Raw genomic sequence first — 15,303 nt, forward strand, 5'->3', positions numbered from 1 at the left:
GTGGGGGAGGGGGAAGGTACGGGCCGCGCCGGTCTGGGTGGGGGCGGGGGTCAGTACGGGCGGCGGATGCGTCGGCGCCACCAGCCGATCGCGGTGCCGAGGAGCAGGATCCCGGCCGCGCCCGAGGCTGCCGACGCGGCGATCAGCACCGTGTTGCCGGAACCGGAGCCGCCGGAGGACCCGGCCGGTTGCAGGGCGTCGCCCAGCTGGCTGCGGACGTCCGTGCCCGCCGTCGTGCCCTTGGCGAGCGGGCCGCGCGAACCGGAGTTGGGCTCGGCGACGTACGGGAAGGACTTCTCGAAGCCCTTGTCGTTCTTGTCCACGCCGTCGCCCAAGTCGTTCTTCGAGCCGACCAGTTCGCCCTCCATGACCTGCAACGCCTCGTCGACCACGTCGTCGGTGAGCCGGCGCCCGTTCGGGAAGCCCGCGTTGTCGCCGTCGAGAACGCCGAGACGCTTGGGGTGCATGGCCGGCTTGATGGAGGTGTTCAGGCGCAGCTCCTCCGAAGGACGCACGTTCGGGGGCTGGTTGAGGCCCTTGACGCCCTTCAGGAAGACGTCGACCAGGTCGTTGCGCGGTTCGGACGGCGCCTTGATCTTGTAGATCGACTCGATGAGCTTGGGCAGCTCGGGATTGGTGACGTTCTTCAGGAACTGGGCGTCGTAAGCGGGCTGCGAGGCGTTGAACCTGTCCTTGTCCTTCTGCGGGTTGACGACCTCGTTGACCAGCGGGTTGCCCAGGCGGGAGACCTGGGTGTAATAGCCCTGCGCGTTGCGGCGCTGGGTGGTGGACCAGATGCCGACGACCGGCTGCCCGGCCGACTCGCGGATCAGGTCGTTCGGCACCTGCAGGGCGATGGTGTTGACGTTGTAGCCCTGCAGGGTGTCCCGGCCGACCTCGCTGAGGTTGCCGCCGTACAGCAGGTCGAAGACGCGCAGGTCGGCGAAGAACGGGTCGTCCGCCTGCCCGGCGAAGGTCGCGGCGCCGCCCGCCGTCTTGTATATGGCCTGGGCGCGCAGCTTGCCGTAGTCCGGCATGGACGCCTTGCCGACGTCCGAGGGTGCGACCGGCACCTTGTCCGCGATCCTGGTCCGGTACACCTCGCGGCCGTGCTTCAGCCGGATCAGATCGAGGTTGTACGTCTGCGTGACGTTGAGGTTGGGGTCGTCGAGGCTCTTCACGGCACCCGTGTTGTACAGGAACGTGTTGCCGTTCCTGGTGTGCGTCTTGAACGTGTAGCGGAACACCATGTCGTCCTGCGCGTCACCGTTGCTGTCGACGTGGATGTCGTACTGGGCGTCGTCGGCGAACGTGTAGAAGTTCGGTCCGCCTGCGGGCTCCTCGAACGGGATCCAGTTCGCCACGATCGTCGTCGTGTCGGGCTTGTCCGGGCTGACGAACGCGTACAGGTCGGTGTTGTCGTACTGCGGGGTCCCCGAGATCAGCGGGGCCTCCCGGTGGGAGGAGGCGGAGGCCGGCCCGGGTGCCAGCGTGGCGACGCCGGCGGCCGCGAGCCCCCCGGCCGCCAGCGCACTGCACAGGAGCGGGACCAGGCCCCTGCGTACCGTGCCGCTCCTGGAGAAGGGGCCTCTGGAGAAGAGAGGTGTCATGCGTCCGTCCTCAGTGCCGACTTGCCGTTGACGCACGGGTCTTCGGAGCGGGCCCGCCGAGCGGATTGGTCGGACGGAGAAAATCCACCGGAAAACTTTGGGCAGGCCCCGACCCGCGTTTTCGGCCCGCTGATCCGTATCTCCCGCGGGAGGTGTGCGGTGGTGCGGATGCGTGGAGTGCGCGGAAGAGCCGGCTGCGGCCACGGAGAGGCGGCCCGCGTGCGGGCCGACGAGCTGCTGGTGCTCGTCGCGGACGGCGACCAGCGGGCGTTCGAGGATCTGTACGCACTGGTGTCCGGTCCGGTCTACGGGCTGGTACGACGCGTGGTGCGCGATCCCGCACAGTCCGAGGAGGTGGCCCAGGAGGTGCTGCTGGAGACCTGGCGCTCGGCCACCCGGTACGACCCCGGCCGGGGCAGCGCGCTGTCCTGGATCCTCACCCTCGCCCACCGCCGCGCCGTCGACCGGGTGCGCAGCGCCCGCGCGGCCGGCGAACGTGAGCAGCGGGAGGCCGTACGGGCCGGGGAGCCCGCCTTCGACCAGGTCGCCGAGGAGGTCGAGGCCGGCATGGAGCGCGAGTGGGTACGCCGCTGCCTGCGCCGGCTCACGGACCTGCAGCGCCAGTCCGTGACCCTCGCCTACTACGACGGCTACACCTACCGTGAGGTGGCCGAGCGGCTCTCACTGCCGCTCGGCACGGTCAAGACGCGGATGCGCGACGGGCTCACCCGGCTCCGCGAGTGCCTGGGAGGTGCCGCATGAGCATCCTCGGCAAGCTGCTGCGCCGCGAGGACCTGCACTCCCTCGCCGCGCCCTACGCCCTCGACGCCCTCGAACCGGGCGAGCGGCGCCGGTTCCAGAAACATCTGCAGGGCTGCGACCGCTGCGCCGCCGAGGTGCGGGAGCTGGCCGAGGACGCGGTGCGCCTCGCCTGGTCCACGGCGGCCCACGCGCCGCCCGCCCTGCGCGCGCGGGTGCTGGCCGCCGTGCGCACCATCCCGCAGGAGCAGGCCCAGGCCCCGGCCCGGGAGCGCGCACCCCAGCTGCCGCCGCACGTCTGGGGCACCCAGCCCCCGCCGGGACGCACCCGTACGCCCAGTACGCGACCCCTGTTCGTGCCGTTCGCCACGGCCACCGCGGCGGCGGCGCTCGTCGTCGCCTCGCTCTTCGCGGTGCAGGCGCAGCGCACCCAGCACCGGCTCACCGCGGAGCAGGCCCGGGGACGTGAGATCGCCCACGTTCTGGCCGCTCCCGACGCACGCGCCACCACCAGCAAGGACGCACAGGGCCGCGCGATCGGAGTGATCGCTTCCGCCTCGGAGCGGGAGGCCGTCGTCACCCTGAGCGGATACGGCACCCCGCCCGCCGGCCGCGTCCGTCAGCTCTGGCTCATGCGCCCCCGCGCCGAGCCGCGCTCCCTCGGGCTCTTCGCGGGCGACACGCCCTTGGTCGCCAGGGGTCTCGACACCTCCTCGACGTCACTCGCCGTAACCGTCGAGCCCGACGGCGGCTCAGCGCAGCCCACCGGCCAGCCCATTGTCCAACTCACCCTGAAACCGGTCGGATTCGGAGAGTAGTCAGAGAAGAATCGTCAACCGCCTTGCAGGGAAGGTGAATCCTGTGGACGCGATACACGCGTGCCCCCCTGGGGCGATAGGGTTACTCTGCCCGGGCCGGGTGGACTCGTACGGGTGGGGAGTGACATGGAGCAGATAACAGTGCGCAGCAGGGCCAGGGTCCCTGCGATCACCTGCGGGAGCAGCGCGACCAGTTCGCGCCTCGACCGCCATCTGTCGGTGCTGGCGGGTCCCGCCATACCGCAGCGGGAGACGGTCGAGGCGACGTCGCTGATGCGCGAGCTGACGGCGCGTGACACCGCACACCAGCGCAGCGACCGGGGCAGGCGGGTCAGCCGCGTCTCCCTCTTCGCACCACTGCGCCGGCTGCGTCGCTCGCTGTTCGGCGGCCACTGAGCAGCCGTTGAGCGGCCTGGCCGCGCGGCCACTGAGGGGTCGCTGAGCCGCCGTCGAACAGCCGCTGAGCGACCGTCGAGCCACCATCGAGCCGCCGCCGACCCGGCCGGGCGGCCCCCGGAGCCCCTCCGGGCCGTCGGCGCTCAGGCCGCCACACCGTCCCGGCGCATCGCTGCGATCTCGTCGTCCGTCATCCCCACGGCACGCAGCAGCGCCCCGGTGTGCTGCCCGAGCGCGGGCACATCACCCATCCGCGCCTCGTCCCCGCCCGGCAGAGTGATGGGAGGCAGCAGCGCCTTCAGCGGCCCGACCGGCGACCCCACCTCACGCCACCGCTCCCGGGCCGCCAGTTGCGGATGTGCGGCCAGTTCGTGCAGGTCACGCAGCCGCGCACAGGCGATGTCGGCCTTCTCCAGCCGGGCCAGGGCCTCCTCGGCGTCCAGTACGCCGAGCGCCCGCGCCACCAGCTCGTCCGTCTTCTCCCGGTTCGCGACCCGTGACGCGTTCGTCGCATACGCCGGATCCGTTGCCAGTTCCGGGCGGCCCATGACCTGTTCGGCCAGCCGCCGCCACTCCCGGTCGTTCTGCACGGACAGCAGCACCCGTCCGCCGTCCGCCGTGGGATAGGCGTCGTACGGCGCGATGACGGCGTGCGCGAGGCCGGTCCGCGCCGGGGGCTCACCCCCGTGCATCGCATGGTGCAGCGGATGCCCCAGCCACTCGGCGAGCGCCTCCAGCATCGACACCTCCACCGGCCCGCCCCGCCCGGTCGTCCCGCGCCGGACGAGGGCCGCCAGGACGCCCGAGAACGCGTACATGGCCGCCGCGATGTCCGCCGCCGGGACGCCCGCCTTCACCGGCTGCTCCGGCGTCCCGGTCACCGACACGAGCCCCGCCTCGCACTGCACGAGCATGTCGTACGCCCGCTTGTCCGCGTACGGCCCCGAGGAGCCGTAGCCGGAGATGTCCACGGCGATCAGCCGTGGGTGCGCCGCGCACAGCGTGGCCGCGTCGAGGCCGAGGCGGGCCGCCGCCCCCTGGGCGAGGTTCTGCACGAACACGTCCGCGTCCGCGACCAGCCGCCGTACGGCTTCCAGGCCGCGCGGGTCCTTCAGGTCCAGCGCGAGGGACTCCTTGCCGCGGTTGCACCACACGAAGTGCGAGGCGAGACCGCGGGCCGCCGTGTCGTAGCCGCGCGCGAAGTCGCCGCCGTCGACCCGCTCCACCTTGATGACCCGGGCGCCCAGGTCGGCGAGCTGCCGGGTCGCGAAGGGCGCGGACACGGCCTGTTCGACGGCGACGACGGTGATGCCCGCGAGGGGCAGGGGCTGCTGATCCGAGCGCTGTTCCATGACCGGATCATGGCCCGTGACCGGCGGGTTTGTCAGTAACCCGTCATCGGCCCCCGTGGGCGTACCGGCGCACGGCCAGCGGCAGGAACACCGCGGTCAGGACCAGGCTCCAGGCGAGCGCCCCGGCGACCGGGTGGGCCACCGGCCAGGCGGAGTCGCGCGCGACCGGCGCGTTGCCGAACAGGTACCGCAGGGCGCTCGTCACCGCGCTGATCGGGTTCCACTCGGCGAGGGCGCGCAGCCACCCCGGCAGGTTGCCGGTCGGGATGTAGGCGTTGGACAGCAGTGGCAGCACGAAGGAGGAGGCCCCGAGCTGCCCGGCCGCGTCCTCGCTGCGGGTGAGCAGCCCGAGGAAGATCCCGGCACAGGTGCAGGCGAACCGGAAGAGCAGCAGCAGTCCCACCGCACCGGCCGCGTCGAGCGCGGAGCCCTCGATCCGCCAGCCCACCGCGAGCCCGGCCAGCAGCAGCGGCACGGTCCCGATGGCCGTGACGACGAGATCGGCGGCCGCCTGCCCGAGGGGGACGGCGGCCCGGCTCACCGGCATCGTGCGGAACCGGTCCATCACACCCCGGTGGGTGTCCGCAGCGGCCTGGAACATGCCGGTCATCAGCCCGCCCGCCGCGGTCGCGACCAGCAGCCCCGGCACCAGGAAGGACCGGTACTCGCGACCGGGCATCGCGAGTGCGCTGCCGAACACATAACCGAAGAACAGCAGCATGTTGACGGGCATCATCTGGGTCAGGACCGCCAGGCCCGGACTGTTGCGGACCCGGCGCAGCTGTCGGCCGGTCATCGCCAGGCCGTCGTACGCCAACGTGCTCATGCCGCGAGCTCCTTGCTGTCGGCGGACTCTCCGGTGAGCCGCAGGAAGACGTCGTCGAGGGTGGGCGGGCGCAGACTCACGTCCAGCAGCGGCACGCCCGCCGCGTCGAGTGCGCGCACCAGGCGCGGGAGGGTCAGGGTCGGATCGGTGGTGACGGCACCGACGGCCCTGCGCGCGGCGTCGAACACGGGCGCGCTGCCGGCCAGTTGATCGAGCACGGCCGCCGCCTGCGTCAGCGCGCTGTCGTCCGCGACCACGGCCTCCGCGTACGACCCGATGAGCGCCTTCAGCTCGGCGGGCGAACCGGTGTGCGCCACCCGGCCCCGGTCCACCACCGCGATGTCGTCCGCGAGTTGGTCCGCCTCCTGAAGGTACTGGGTGGTCAGCAGCACGGTCGTGCCGTCCGCCCGCAGATCGCGCACCGCCTGCCAGACGCGGGCACGGCCGGCAGGGTCGAGTCCGGTGGTCGGCTCGTCGAGGAACAGCACGTCGGGGCGGCCGATCAGGCTCGCCGCGAGGTCCAGCCGGCGCCGCATGCCACCGGAGTAGGCCGAGGCCCTGCGGCCGGCGGCCTCGGTCAGCCCGAAGCGCTCCAGCAGCTCGTCCGCCCGTGCGGCCGGCCCGCGCACCCGGTGCAGCCGGGCGAACAGCCGGAGGTTCTCCCGGCCGGTGAGGTCGCCGTCGACCGAGGCGAACTGGCCGGTCACGGCGATGCGGCGGCGTACGGCCTCCGCCTCCCGGACGAGATCGTGCCCGGCGACCCGCGCCGATCCGGCGTCCGGCCGCAGCAGCGTGGTCAGCAGCCGTACGGCCGTCGTCTTGCCGGCTCCGTTCGGTCCGAGCAGCCCGCAGACGGCCCCCTGGGCGACGGCCAGATCGAGGCCCCGCAGGGCATGCACGGCACCGAAGCGCTTCTCCAGGCCCTCACTAAGTACAGCGTACGTAGTAGTAGTCATGGCGCGACCATATCGCACTACGTACGCCGTACGTAACTAGGATGGTGGTCGAGGTGATGACCGATGGCAGTCCGAGGTGCCGTCCCCGAAGTGATCTGGACGCGGCCCGAGCGGGCCGGCCGGGGTCCGCGGCCGGCGTACACCCGCGAGGACATCGCGGCGGCCGCCGTACGGATCGCCGACGAGCGGGGGCTCGACGCGGTGTCGATGCGGCATGTCGCTGGCGAGCTGGGCTGCGGCACGATGTCGCTGTACAACTACGTCCCCCGCAAGGAGGACCTGTACGAGCTGATGGTGGACGCGGTCAGCGGGGAACACGTGCCGTGGGAGCCGAGCGGGGACTGGCGGGCCGACCTGCTCCGCGTCGCCCGCCAGACGCGTGAGCTGCTGCGCCGGCATCCGTGGATGCCGCGGCTGATGTCACCGGCGTACGGCTTCAGCCCTCACGCCCTGCGGTATCTGGAGCACTGCCTGGCCTGCCTGGACCCGCTGGAGGCCTCCTACGGCACGAAGCTGGAGCTGATCGCGATGCTGAACGGCGTCGTGACGACGTACGTGCGCAACGAGATCGACACGGCGGAGCGGGTGCGGGCGCTGCCGTGGTCGGAGGACGAGGAGAACGCGGCCCGGATCGCATATCTCGGGGGGCAGGTCGCCTCCGGCGCGTATCCGAGGATGGCGGCGGCGTTCGCCGAGGACGCGGGGCCGATCGACCTGGAGGCGGTGCTGGAGCGGGCGTTGGTGCGGGTGCTCGACGGTTTCGACCCGCGCCGCGGCAACCGTTGAACCGGCAGTGCGCCGAGCGTCGGTTCACGCTCATCGAGCACAACCATCACCGATGCCACACCGCACTCGGAGGGCAGCCACCCATCACCCGCGTGAACAACCCTGCGGGTCAATACGCCTAGATCAGCGCGAACTGCCCCTCCGGGCCCTCCTCGTGATGGTCCAGGACGGAGGCGGGGCGGCGGGAGGCCTCCGGTGCCGGGAGGACGCCGGCCGCGCGCAGGTCGGCCGCCGTGATCGGGGAGGTCACCTTCAACTCGGCCCGCTGCGGCCGCAGTTCCGCCAGCAGGGCCAGCACCGTGATCGTTTCCAGCAGTTCCGAGGTCCAGGCCTGCGGCCAGGCGGCCGGGCGGATCGCCGCCAGGGTGCCCGGCTCGGCCGGGGTCGTGCGGAGGGTGAACCAGGACTCCAGGACCCGGACCCCGGCCACCTCGTAGTCCCAGGCCTGAGGTGGCACGGGGGAGACGCGGCCCTCGTCGACGTGGAGCGTCTCCTCCTCCGGGTCGTAGTGAAGCGTGACGGGCCGGGCCGGCAGGGGCGCGCGGACGTAGGGGCGGCGGCCGCCCGGCAGCTTGGGCCGTTCGCCGTCGCGGCGCATCAACCACAGCATGCGGCGGCCCAGTCCGACGCCGGCCGACCAGAGACCGGGGTCGTCCGTGAGCGGGACGGTCAGGTCGGGGCCGGTGGCCGCGAGGATCCAGGAGAGGACGTCGACCGCGGTGGGGGACGCGCCCAGGCGGTCGGCGAGGTGGGCCGTCAGACCCGGCGCGAGGTTCGGTTCGCTGCCGCCGGGGCGGCGGTACAGGGGGCGGACGCGGCCGGTGCGGAGGGTGGGCAGCAGCGAGGTCGCCAGGAGCGGGTCGTCCCCGTCTCCCGTCTCCACCGTGAAGACCTGGTGCGCATCCGCCACCCGCCACAGCTCCGGGCGCGCGGTGTCGATCAGCCGGTGGTCCGGGATCAGCCACTGCTCGTCGAAGGGCGCCGCCAGGACGCGGACCGGCTCGGCGCAGGGGCCCTCGGCGCGGGCCAGGCGCTCGGTACCGGTGGACTGGCCGGGGAGTTGGTTTACCGCGGAGCTCAGGGTGCGGGCGCGGGTCGGCTCGAACAGGGCCTCCCGGTCCGCCCCTTCGGCCGTCAGCAGGGCCTCCCAGCGGGCCTTCAGGACGCCGGGGTCGGGTGCCGCCGGCCAGGCACGGCCCGGCCGCAGCGGTGCGACGGACCACGGCATGAGGTCCGCCAGCAGCGGAGCGTCGTCGTACGTCACGCAGGGCATGGTACGGCCTGTCCGCGACCCGGTATCAGGTCGCCTCCAGGGTGACCGTGAAGGAGAACCGGTCCCCCCGGTACTGGATCACCGCCACGTCCAGCACCCGCCCCGCGCTGTCATACGTCACCCCCGTGTAGTGCAGGATCGGGCTGAGCAGCGGGACGTGGAGCAGCCGGGCGGTCTCCGGGTCGGCGAGCCTGGCCTCCACGGTGTCCGTGATACGGCTGATGTCCGCCTTGACGACGTCGCGCAGCACCTTGGTCATGGGCCAGCGGACGAGGTCGTCCAGGTCGATGCGCGCGGCGAGTTCGGGGCGGATGTGGTTGACCGCGTGGTTGGTCGGCTCGCCGGTCTTCTCGTCGCTGCGCAGGCGGTGGTACGTCATCACCTCCGCGAGGCCCGGGAAGTACTCGGTCACTCCGGCCGGCACCGGTGTCATGCCGTGGTCCAGCAGCTCCGTCGTCATCCCGGACTGCTGGGCCACGATCGCGTCCACCGAGCCCAGCAGCCGGACGGGCGAGCCCCGCCGGACGCCGGGCTCGATGAACGTGCCGCGCCGCCGGTGGCGGCTGATCAGCCCCTCGTCCTCCAGTTCCTTCAGCGCCTGCCGCATGGTCAGCACGCTCACGCCGTAGTGCTCCGCCAGCTGCTCCTCCGTGGGCAGCCGCAGCGGGTCCTCGGGGGAGCGGCCGAGTATCGAGGCGCGCAGCGACTGCGACACCTGGTACCACAGCGGCAGCTTGCGGTTCAGGACGATCGAATCCGGAGCGAAGGAGGTCACACGGCTATCCGTACCTGTCGGTGAACGTCAGGCGCAACACAGGCGTCATGCGCGGAAATGGCGCTGGAGCCCCTGCCACACGTCGTCGTAGCGCCGCTGGAGGTGGTCGGCGCCGGCCGCGTGCGGGGTGAGGGCCACCGGCCAGCGGGTCTCGAACATGAAGGCCAGACCGTCGTCGATCTTATGCGGCTTCAGCTCGGCCGCGCTGGCCCGGTCGAAGGTCTCCCGGTCCGGGCCGTGCGCCGACATCATGTTGTGCAGCGAGCCGCCGCCCGGCACGAAGCCCTCCGCCTTGGCGTCGTACGCGCCCTCGATCAGGCCCATGTACTCGCTCATCACGTTCCGGTGGAAGTACGGCGGCCGGAAGGTGTCCTCGCCCACCAGCCAGCGCGGGGCGAAGACGACGAAGTCGACGCCGGCCAGGCCCGGGGTGTCCGAGGGGGAGGTCAGGACCGTGAAGATGGACGGGTCCGGGTGGTCGTAGGAGATGGTGCCGATCACATTGAAACGGCGCAGGTCATAGATGTACGGCACATGGTTGCCGTGCCAGGCGACCACATCGAGCGGGGAGTGGTCGTAGGTGGCGGTCCAGAGGTTGCCGCAGAACTTGTTCACCACCTCCACCGGCCCCTCCACTTCCTCGTACGCGGCGACCGGCGCCCGGAAGTCCCGGGCGTTGGCGAGGCCGTTGGCGCCGATCGGACCGAGGTCGGGCAGCTGGAAGGGCGCCCCATAGTTCTCGCACACATAACCCCGCGCTGAGTCATCCAGCAGCTCCACACGGAAGCGCACCCCACGAGGAATCAGCGCCACATGTGCCGGCTCCACAGCGAGCCGGCCGAACTCCGTGTGCAGCAGCAGCCCGCCGCGCTCCGGAACGATCAGCAGCTCGCCGTCGGCGTCGGAGAAGACGCGCTCCATCGAGGCGTTCGCGTGGTACAGGTGCACGGCCATGCCGGTGCGCTGGCCGGCGTCGCCGTTGCCACCGAGCGTCCACAGGCCGGCGAGGAAGTCGGTGCCGGCCGGCGGCTCGGGCAGCGGGTTCCAGCGCAGCCGGTTGGGGTCGGGCACGGTCTCGGTGAAGGGGGCCGTGCGGAGCGCGCCGTTGCCGGTGCGGGTGAACGCCGGGTGCGCGGCCGAGGGCCGGATGCGGTAGAGCCAGGAGCGGCGGTTGTGCGCCCGCGGCTCGGTGAACGCCGTACCGCTCAGCTGCTCCGCGTACAGCCCGAGCGGCGCCCGCTGCGGCGAGTTGCGGCCCTCGGGCAGCGCGCCCGGCACCGCCTCGGAGGCGTGTTCGTTGCCGAACCCGGACAGATACGACAGTCCCGCGGCAGTCTTCCGCGCGTCCCCGCTCATGATCGCTCCCTTGCGCTCCTGATCGCGCTGTTGATCGCGCTCCCCTATTCCTATGTATCACCGTAGGAATCGCTGAGGGTGGGCGCAAGAGGGCAGCGGTACTCCGCCGGAGAGCGGGTCGCTCGTACTTCGCCAGGGGGACCCCTCAGGATGGGCAGAACCAGACTTCAGGCGGATTCGGCGGACTGGAGGGTTGTTCTAGTCTCCGGGGCATGCCGAGGACGTCGTGGACCCGCAGAACGCTCGCCGTGCTCGCGGCGGGCGTCCTGCTGCCGCTCGGCGCGGCGGCCTGCTCGACCGGGCACGCCCACGGCGGCACGGTCGCCTCCTCGCCGGTCGGCAAGGTCCTGGACGACACCGACTCCACCGGCCGGCATCTGCGCGAGGTCGGCAGGAAGAACGCGCCGGAGGTCGGTGTCGAGGTGACCCCGGACTCCGGCGGCGGCTGGCACGTCCGGCTGACGTTCCACCACTTCCGCTGCTCCGCACCCGGGACCGGGTCCACGGCGGTCACCGGGCGCGGGCTCGCGTACCTCTTCGTCGACGGCCGCCGGATCACCCGGCTGCGCTCCCACGAGTACCACCTGCCCGACGGTCTCGTCCCGCACGGCACCCACCACGTCACCGCCCGTCTGTACGCCGACGACGGCACCGTGTGGGCCGTGCACGGCAAGCCGGTGCAGAGCACCGCCGACATAACGGTGTCCGACGCGGAGACGACGCCGGGTGCGACGCCGGCCGGCACGGCGAGCCCGGCCACCGGGAAGTGAGTGCACCGGGCACTCTTCTCCGTACAGGAGGGCGAGGTTCACCCGGTCCCGGCGGAGAGGCATCATGAAGTCCGTGCCCCACGCGACATCGCTCCGCCGTGCGCCCGTCCAGCGGCGCAGTGCCGAACGGCTGACCAGGATCCTCGACGCCTGCGCCGAACTCCTCGACGAGGTCGGCTACGACGCCCTGAGCACCCGCGCGGTCGCCCTGCGCGCCGGTGTGCCCATCGGCTCCGTCTACCGGTTCTTCGGCAACAAGCGGCAGATGGCCGACGCCCTGGCCCAGCGCAACCTGGAGCGGTACACCGAGCGGGTCACCGAGCGGCTGCAGAAGGCGCGCACGGGAGACTGGCGGGCCGCGATGGACGCCGTCCTGGACGAGTACCTGGCCATGAAGCGCACCGCGCCCGGCTTCTCCCTGGTCGACTTCGGCAACCAGATACCCGTCGGCGCCCGGCACACCGAGCCCAACACCCGTGTCGCCGACCGCCTCACCGACCTCCTCTCCGGCTACCTCGGCCGCACCCCCGACGACGACCTGCGCCGGGTCTTCCTGGTCGCCGTGGAGAGCGCGGACACCCTCGTCCACCTGGCCTTCCGAACCGACCCGGCCGGCGACGAGGCGATCATCACCGAAACCCGGGAACTGCTGCGCGCATACCTGGCCCGCGTCCTCGACTGACCCACCGGGGCCCACGTGCTTCCCGCGAGTGCGCTGACCCGGCCGCTTGGGGTGGTGCGTGGCTGCCGGAGCGCGTGCTCGGTCGGCGCGTACTGGGGGTGTGTCCGCGTGACGTACCCAGGGCGTGCGCTCGCCCGACCGCTTGGTGCGGTCCGTGCCGGACCGGCCTGGTCGCGAGTGCGTGCCGGCCCGACGCCCCTTCAGGGCGCGTGCCTGCGTGGCGCATCTGCGGCGCGCCCTCCGTCGAGGCCCCGGGGGTGCGTGGCCCCGTGACACCTTCGCGCTGTGCTCTCCGCCTGCACCCGAGACTGCGCCCGGCGCCCAACCCCGTGCGTCCCTCGCCGACGCATGCGATACCCCCTCCCGCCTTGCCCCCGCGCCGTCACGCGCATCCGCCTACGCCCGCGCCGCGCCCTCTGCCCACGCCCGAGGCGAGCCGTGCGCCGCCCGAGACGCGCCGTCCGCCCGGCCGTACCCTCTGCCCCGCCCGAGACGCACCCCCCGGCCCCCACCCGCCGCCCGCGGCCGAACGGCTCGCCCAGTCGATGCGGAACGGACACCCGGCGGGGCTCCCCTCCGTGCATACCGGTCGGTATGCTCTCGTCGAGCCTGGCGTGGCCGTCCGCGCTCGTCCGGCACCGTCGCCGACCCACCGGGAGGACCCGTGTCCCGCACCGCCCTGCGAATCTGCCCCCTGTGCGAGGCCACCTGCGGGCTGACCCTCACCATCGAGGGCACCCGTGTCACCGGCGCCCGCGGTGACCGCGGGGACGTCTTCAGCAAGGGGTTCATCTGCCCCAAGGGCGCCTCTTTCGGGGCCGTCGACTCCGACCCCGACCGGCTGCGCACCCCGCTCGTCCGCCGCGACGGCGAGTTGCGCGAGGCCACCTGGGGGGAGGCCTTCGACGCGGTCGCGGCCGGACTGCGCCCGGTCGTGGAGGGGCACGGGCCGGACTCCGTCGGCGTGGTCCTCGGCAACCCCAACGTGCACACCGTGGCCGGCGCCCTCTATCCGCCGGTTCTCCTCGCCGGCCTGCGCACTCGCAGCCTGTTCACCGCCTCCACGGTCGACCAGATGCCCAAGCACGTCTCCAGCGGGCTGCTCTTCGGCGACGCGAACGCCATCCCCGTACCGGATCTGGACCACACCGACCACCTGCTGCTCATCGGCGCCAACCCGCTGGAGTCCAACGGCAGTCTGTGCACCGCCCCCGACTTCCCCGGCAAGCTCAAGGCGCTCAAGGCCCGCGGCGGACACCTGACCGTGGTGGACCCGCGCCGCACCCGCACCGCGAAGCTCGCCGACCGGCACCTGGCGATCCGCCCCGGCACCGACGCCCTGCTGCTCGCCGCGATGGCCCAGACCCTCTTCGCCGAGGACCTGGTCGACCTCGCCCACCTCGCCCCCCACGTCCAGGGACTCACCGAACTCCGGGAAGCCATAAGGGACTTCACGCCGGACGCCGTGGCCGAGGCCTGTGACGTCGACGCGCAGACCATCCGTGCCCTCGCCCGCGAACTCGCCGCCGCCCCCACCGCCGCCGTCTACGCCCGCATCGGCAGCTGCACCGTCCCGCACGGCACCCTGGCCAGCTGGCTGGTGGACGTCCTCAACATCCTCACCGGCAACCTGGACCGGCCCGGCGGCGCCCTCTTCCCGCAGGCCGCCACCGACAAGGCGCCCCGCCCGGCGGGCCCCGGCCGCGGTTTCGCGCTCGGCCGCTGGCACTCCCGGGTACGCCAACTGCCCGAGGCCAAGGGCGAGTTGCCGCTCTCTGCGCTGGCCGAGGAGATCGACACCGCGACGGACGAGGGGGAGCCGGTCCGCGCGCTGATCGTCGTCGCCGCCAACCCGGTGCTCTCCGCACCCGACGGCGACCGCCTCGACAAGGCCCTGGACTCCCTGGACTTCATGGTCAGCGTCGACCCGTACCTGAACGAGACCTCCCGCCACGCCGACGTCGTACTGCCCCCGCCCCCGCCCTCCCAGAGCCCGCACCACGACTTCGCCTTCAACACCCTCGCCGTGCGCAACCAGGTCCGCTACAGCCGCCCCGCCGTCCCGCTGGAGCCCGGCCGCATGGCCGAGAGCGAGATCCTCGCCCGGCTGATCCTCGCGGCCACCGGCATGCACGGTGCCGACCCGGCCGCCGTCGACGCGATGGTCGTCGACCAGGCCCTCGGCAAGGCCGTACAGGAGGAGCACTCGCCGGTGTACGGCCGTGATCCCAAGGAACTCGCCGCGCAGCTCACCGGCGAGAGCGGCCCCGAACGGCGGCTGGACATGATGCTCCGCCTCGGCCCGTACGGCGACGGCTTCGGCGTACGGCCCGACGGGCTGACCCTCGCCGAGCTGCTTGCCCACCCGCACGGCATCGACCTCGGCCCGCTGCGCCCGCGCCTGCCGCAGCCGCTGAAGACCGTGAGCGGCAAGGTGGAGTTGCTGCCCGAGCCGATCGCCGCCGATCTGCCCAGGCTCCGCCACGCGCTGCGCGAGCGGCCCGAAGGCCTCGTCCTCGTCGGCCGCCGCCACCTTCGCTCCAACAACAGCTGGATGCACAACGTGCCCGCCCTCACCGGCGGCTCCAACCGCTGCACCCTGCACATCCACCCCGAGGACGCGGCCCGGCTCGGCGTCCGGGACGGGGCGGACGTACGGGTGCAGGGCGCCGGGGGAGAGGTGGTGGCCCCGGCCGAGGTCACCGACGCCGTACGCCCCGGGGTGGTGAGCCTGCCGCACGGCTGGGGCCACGACCGCGCCGGAATCCGGATGAGCCACGCCGTGAAGAGCCCCGGTGTCAATGTCAACCAGCTCCTCGACGGCAGCCTGCTCGACCCGCTCTCCGGCAACGCTGTCTTGAACGGAGTCCCCATCCAGCTCACCGCAAGTCTGTGACCTGGACTTTCGCGCTTATTGCTCACGCGTCAACATCTTGTTGAGGCC

The 15,303-nt window shown here is 72.5% G+C and carries 14 protein-coding genes; 7 read left to right on the plus strand and 7 right to left on the minus strand.

Going from position 1 to position 15,303, the window contains the following annotated elements:
• Positions 1-50: 50 nt before the first annotated feature.
• Entirely contained in the window at positions 51-1,610 is a 1,560-nt protein-coding gene (locus ACWC2T_RS05450) for a DUF4331 domain-containing protein (protein WP_450669144.1), read from the minus strand.
• A gap of 219 nt (positions 1,611-1,829) precedes the next feature.
• Here ACWC2T_RS05450 and ACWC2T_RS05455 point away from each other — a divergent pair, with 219 nt between their 5' ends.
• From ACWC2T_RS05455 to ACWC2T_RS05465, 3 genes are all read left to right on the plus strand, one after another.
• The gene (locus tag ACWC2T_RS05455; protein WP_351206788.1) at positions 1,830-2,372 is read left to right on the plus strand and encodes a sigma-70 family RNA polymerase sigma factor; all 543 of its coding nucleotides are present in this window, start codon (positions 1,830-1,832) and stop codon (positions 2,370-2,372) included.
• A complete protein-coding gene (locus ACWC2T_RS05460; RefSeq protein ID WP_450669145.1) occupies positions 2,369-3,187 on the plus strand; it encodes an anti-sigma factor in 819 nt (272 codons plus the stop codon). The genes ACWC2T_RS05455 and ACWC2T_RS05460 overlap by 4 nt, the downstream gene beginning before the upstream one ends.
• Positions 3,188-3,313: 126 nt before the next feature.
• Positions 3,314-3,583 (plus strand): hypothetical protein, encoded by a 270-nt coding sequence (locus ACWC2T_RS05465; protein WP_079161579.1) that lies wholly within the window; start codon positions 3,314-3,316, stop codon positions 3,581-3,583.
• A gap of 143 nt (positions 3,584-3,726) precedes the next feature.
• Here ACWC2T_RS05465 and ACWC2T_RS05470 read toward each other — a convergent pair whose 3' ends face one another.
• Genes ACWC2T_RS05470 through ACWC2T_RS05480 form a run of 3 tightly spaced genes read right to left on the minus strand, consistent with a single transcriptional unit; the run spans position 3,727 to position 6,717 of the window.
• Positions 3,727-4,935, minus strand: coding sequence for a CaiB/BaiF CoA transferase family protein (locus ACWC2T_RS05470; protein WP_450669146.1), 1,209 nt, complete (start codon positions 4,933-4,935; stop codon positions 3,727-3,729).
• Positions 4,936-4,978: 43 nt separating this feature from the next.
• The gene (locus ACWC2T_RS05475; protein ID WP_450669147.1) at positions 4,979-5,761 is read right to left on the minus strand and encodes an ABC transporter permease; all 783 of its coding nucleotides are present in this window, start codon (positions 5,759-5,761) and stop codon (positions 4,979-4,981) included.
• A complete protein-coding gene (locus ACWC2T_RS05480) occupies positions 5,758-6,717 on the minus strand; it encodes an ATP-binding cassette domain-containing protein (protein ID WP_450669148.1) in 960 nt (319 codons plus the stop codon). The genes ACWC2T_RS05475 and ACWC2T_RS05480 overlap by 4 nt, the downstream gene beginning before the upstream one ends.
• 63 nt (positions 6,718-6,780) lie before the next feature.
• Here ACWC2T_RS05480 and ACWC2T_RS05485 point away from each other — a divergent pair, with 63 nt between their 5' ends.
• Positions 6,781-7,503: a TetR/AcrR family transcriptional regulator gene (locus ACWC2T_RS05485; RefSeq protein ID WP_450669149.1), complete on the plus strand. Its 723-nt coding sequence runs from the start codon at positions 6,781-6,783 to the stop codon at positions 7,501-7,503.
• Between the two features lie 118 nt (positions 7,504-7,621).
• On the opposite strand, the gene ACWC2T_RS05490 is transcribed toward ACWC2T_RS05485, so the two are convergent.
• The 3 genes from ACWC2T_RS05490 to hmgA are packed head-to-tail and all read right to left on the minus strand — an operon-like array spanning position 7,622 to position 10,907.
• Positions 7,622-8,776 carry a type ISP restriction/modification enzyme gene (locus ACWC2T_RS05490; protein ID WP_450669150.1) on the minus strand — a complete coding sequence of 385 codons (1,155 nt, stop codon included), beginning with the start codon at positions 8,774-8,776 and terminating at the stop codon, positions 7,622-7,624.
• A gap of 25 nt (positions 8,777-8,801) precedes the next feature.
• On the minus strand, positions 8,802-9,551 hold the full coding sequence (locus ACWC2T_RS05495; RefSeq protein ID WP_450669151.1) for a GntR family transcriptional regulator: 750 nt from the start codon (positions 9,549-9,551) through the stop codon (positions 8,802-8,804).
• 45 nt (positions 9,552-9,596) lie between these two features.
• A complete protein-coding gene (gene hmgA / locus ACWC2T_RS05500) occupies positions 9,597-10,907 on the minus strand; it encodes a homogentisate 1,2-dioxygenase (RefSeq protein WP_450669152.1) in 1,311 nt (436 codons plus the stop codon).
• 212 nt (positions 10,908-11,119) lie between these two features.
• On the opposite strand from hmgA, the gene ACWC2T_RS05505 reads away from it, so the two are divergent.
• The 3 genes from ACWC2T_RS05505 to ACWC2T_RS05515 all read left to right on the plus strand — a co-directional run bounded on the left by ACWC2T_RS05505 (position 11,120) and on the right by ACWC2T_RS05515 (position 15,255).
• Positions 11,120-11,677, plus strand: a complete 558-nt coding sequence (locus ACWC2T_RS05505; protein WP_450669153.1) for a hypothetical protein — start codon at positions 11,120-11,122, stop codon at positions 11,675-11,677.
• A gap of 64 nt (positions 11,678-11,741) precedes the next feature.
• Positions 11,742-12,359, plus strand: a complete 618-nt coding sequence (locus ACWC2T_RS05510) for a TetR family transcriptional regulator (protein ID WP_450669154.1) — start codon at positions 11,742-11,744, stop codon at positions 12,357-12,359.
• 664 nt (positions 12,360-13,023) lie between these two features.
• Complete coding sequence (locus tag ACWC2T_RS05515; RefSeq protein ID WP_450669155.1) at positions 13,024-15,255, plus strand: molybdopterin oxidoreductase family protein; 2,232 nt, start codon at positions 13,024-13,026, stop codon at positions 15,253-15,255.
• The last annotated feature ends 48 nt before the right edge of the window (positions 15,256-15,303 follow it).

Source organism: Streptomyces sp. NPDC001393, assembly GCF_053597455.1.

What these genes read in the sequence shown, in the direction of transcription:
- ACWC2T_RS05450 (WP_450669144.1), bottom strand. Translation starts at nt 1,610, where the DNA reads ATGACACCTCTCTTCTCCAGAGGCCCCTTCTCCAGGAGCGGCACGGTA.
- ACWC2T_RS05465 (WP_079161579.1), top strand. Translation starts at nt 3,314, where the DNA reads ATGGAGCAGATAACAGTGCGCAGCAGGGCCAGGGTCCCTGCGATCACC.
- ACWC2T_RS05475 (WP_450669147.1), bottom strand. Translation starts at nt 5,761, where the DNA reads ATGAGCACGTTGGCGTACGACGGCCTGGCGATGACCGGCCGACAGCTG.
- ACWC2T_RS05470 (WP_450669146.1), bottom strand. Translation starts at nt 4,935, where the DNA reads ATGGAACAGCGCTCGGATCAGCAGCCCCTGCCCCTCGCGGGCATCACC.
- ACWC2T_RS05480 (WP_450669148.1), bottom strand. Translation starts at nt 6,717, where the DNA reads ATGACTACTACTACGTACGCTGTACTTAGTGAGGGCCTGGAGAAGCGC.
- ACWC2T_RS05485 (WP_450669149.1), top strand. Translation starts at nt 6,781, where the DNA reads ATGGCAGTCCGAGGTGCCGTCCCCGAAGTGATCTGGACGCGGCCCGAG.
- ACWC2T_RS05460 (WP_450669145.1), top strand. Translation starts at nt 2,369, where the DNA reads ATGAGCATCCTCGGCAAGCTGCTGCGCCGCGAGGACCTGCACTCCCTC.
- hmgA (WP_450669152.1), bottom strand. Translation starts at nt 10,907, where the DNA reads ATGAGCGGGGACGCGCGGAAGACTGCCGCGGGACTGTCGTATCTGTCC.
- ACWC2T_RS05490 (WP_450669150.1), bottom strand. Translation starts at nt 8,776, where the DNA reads ATGCCCTGCGTGACGTACGACGACGCTCCGCTGCTGGCGGACCTCATG.
- ACWC2T_RS05505 (WP_450669153.1), top strand. Translation starts at nt 11,120, where the DNA reads ATGCCGAGGACGTCGTGGACCCGCAGAACGCTCGCCGTGCTCGCGGCG.
- ACWC2T_RS05510 (WP_450669154.1), top strand. Translation starts at nt 11,742, where the DNA reads ATGAAGTCCGTGCCCCACGCGACATCGCTCCGCCGTGCGCCCGTCCAG.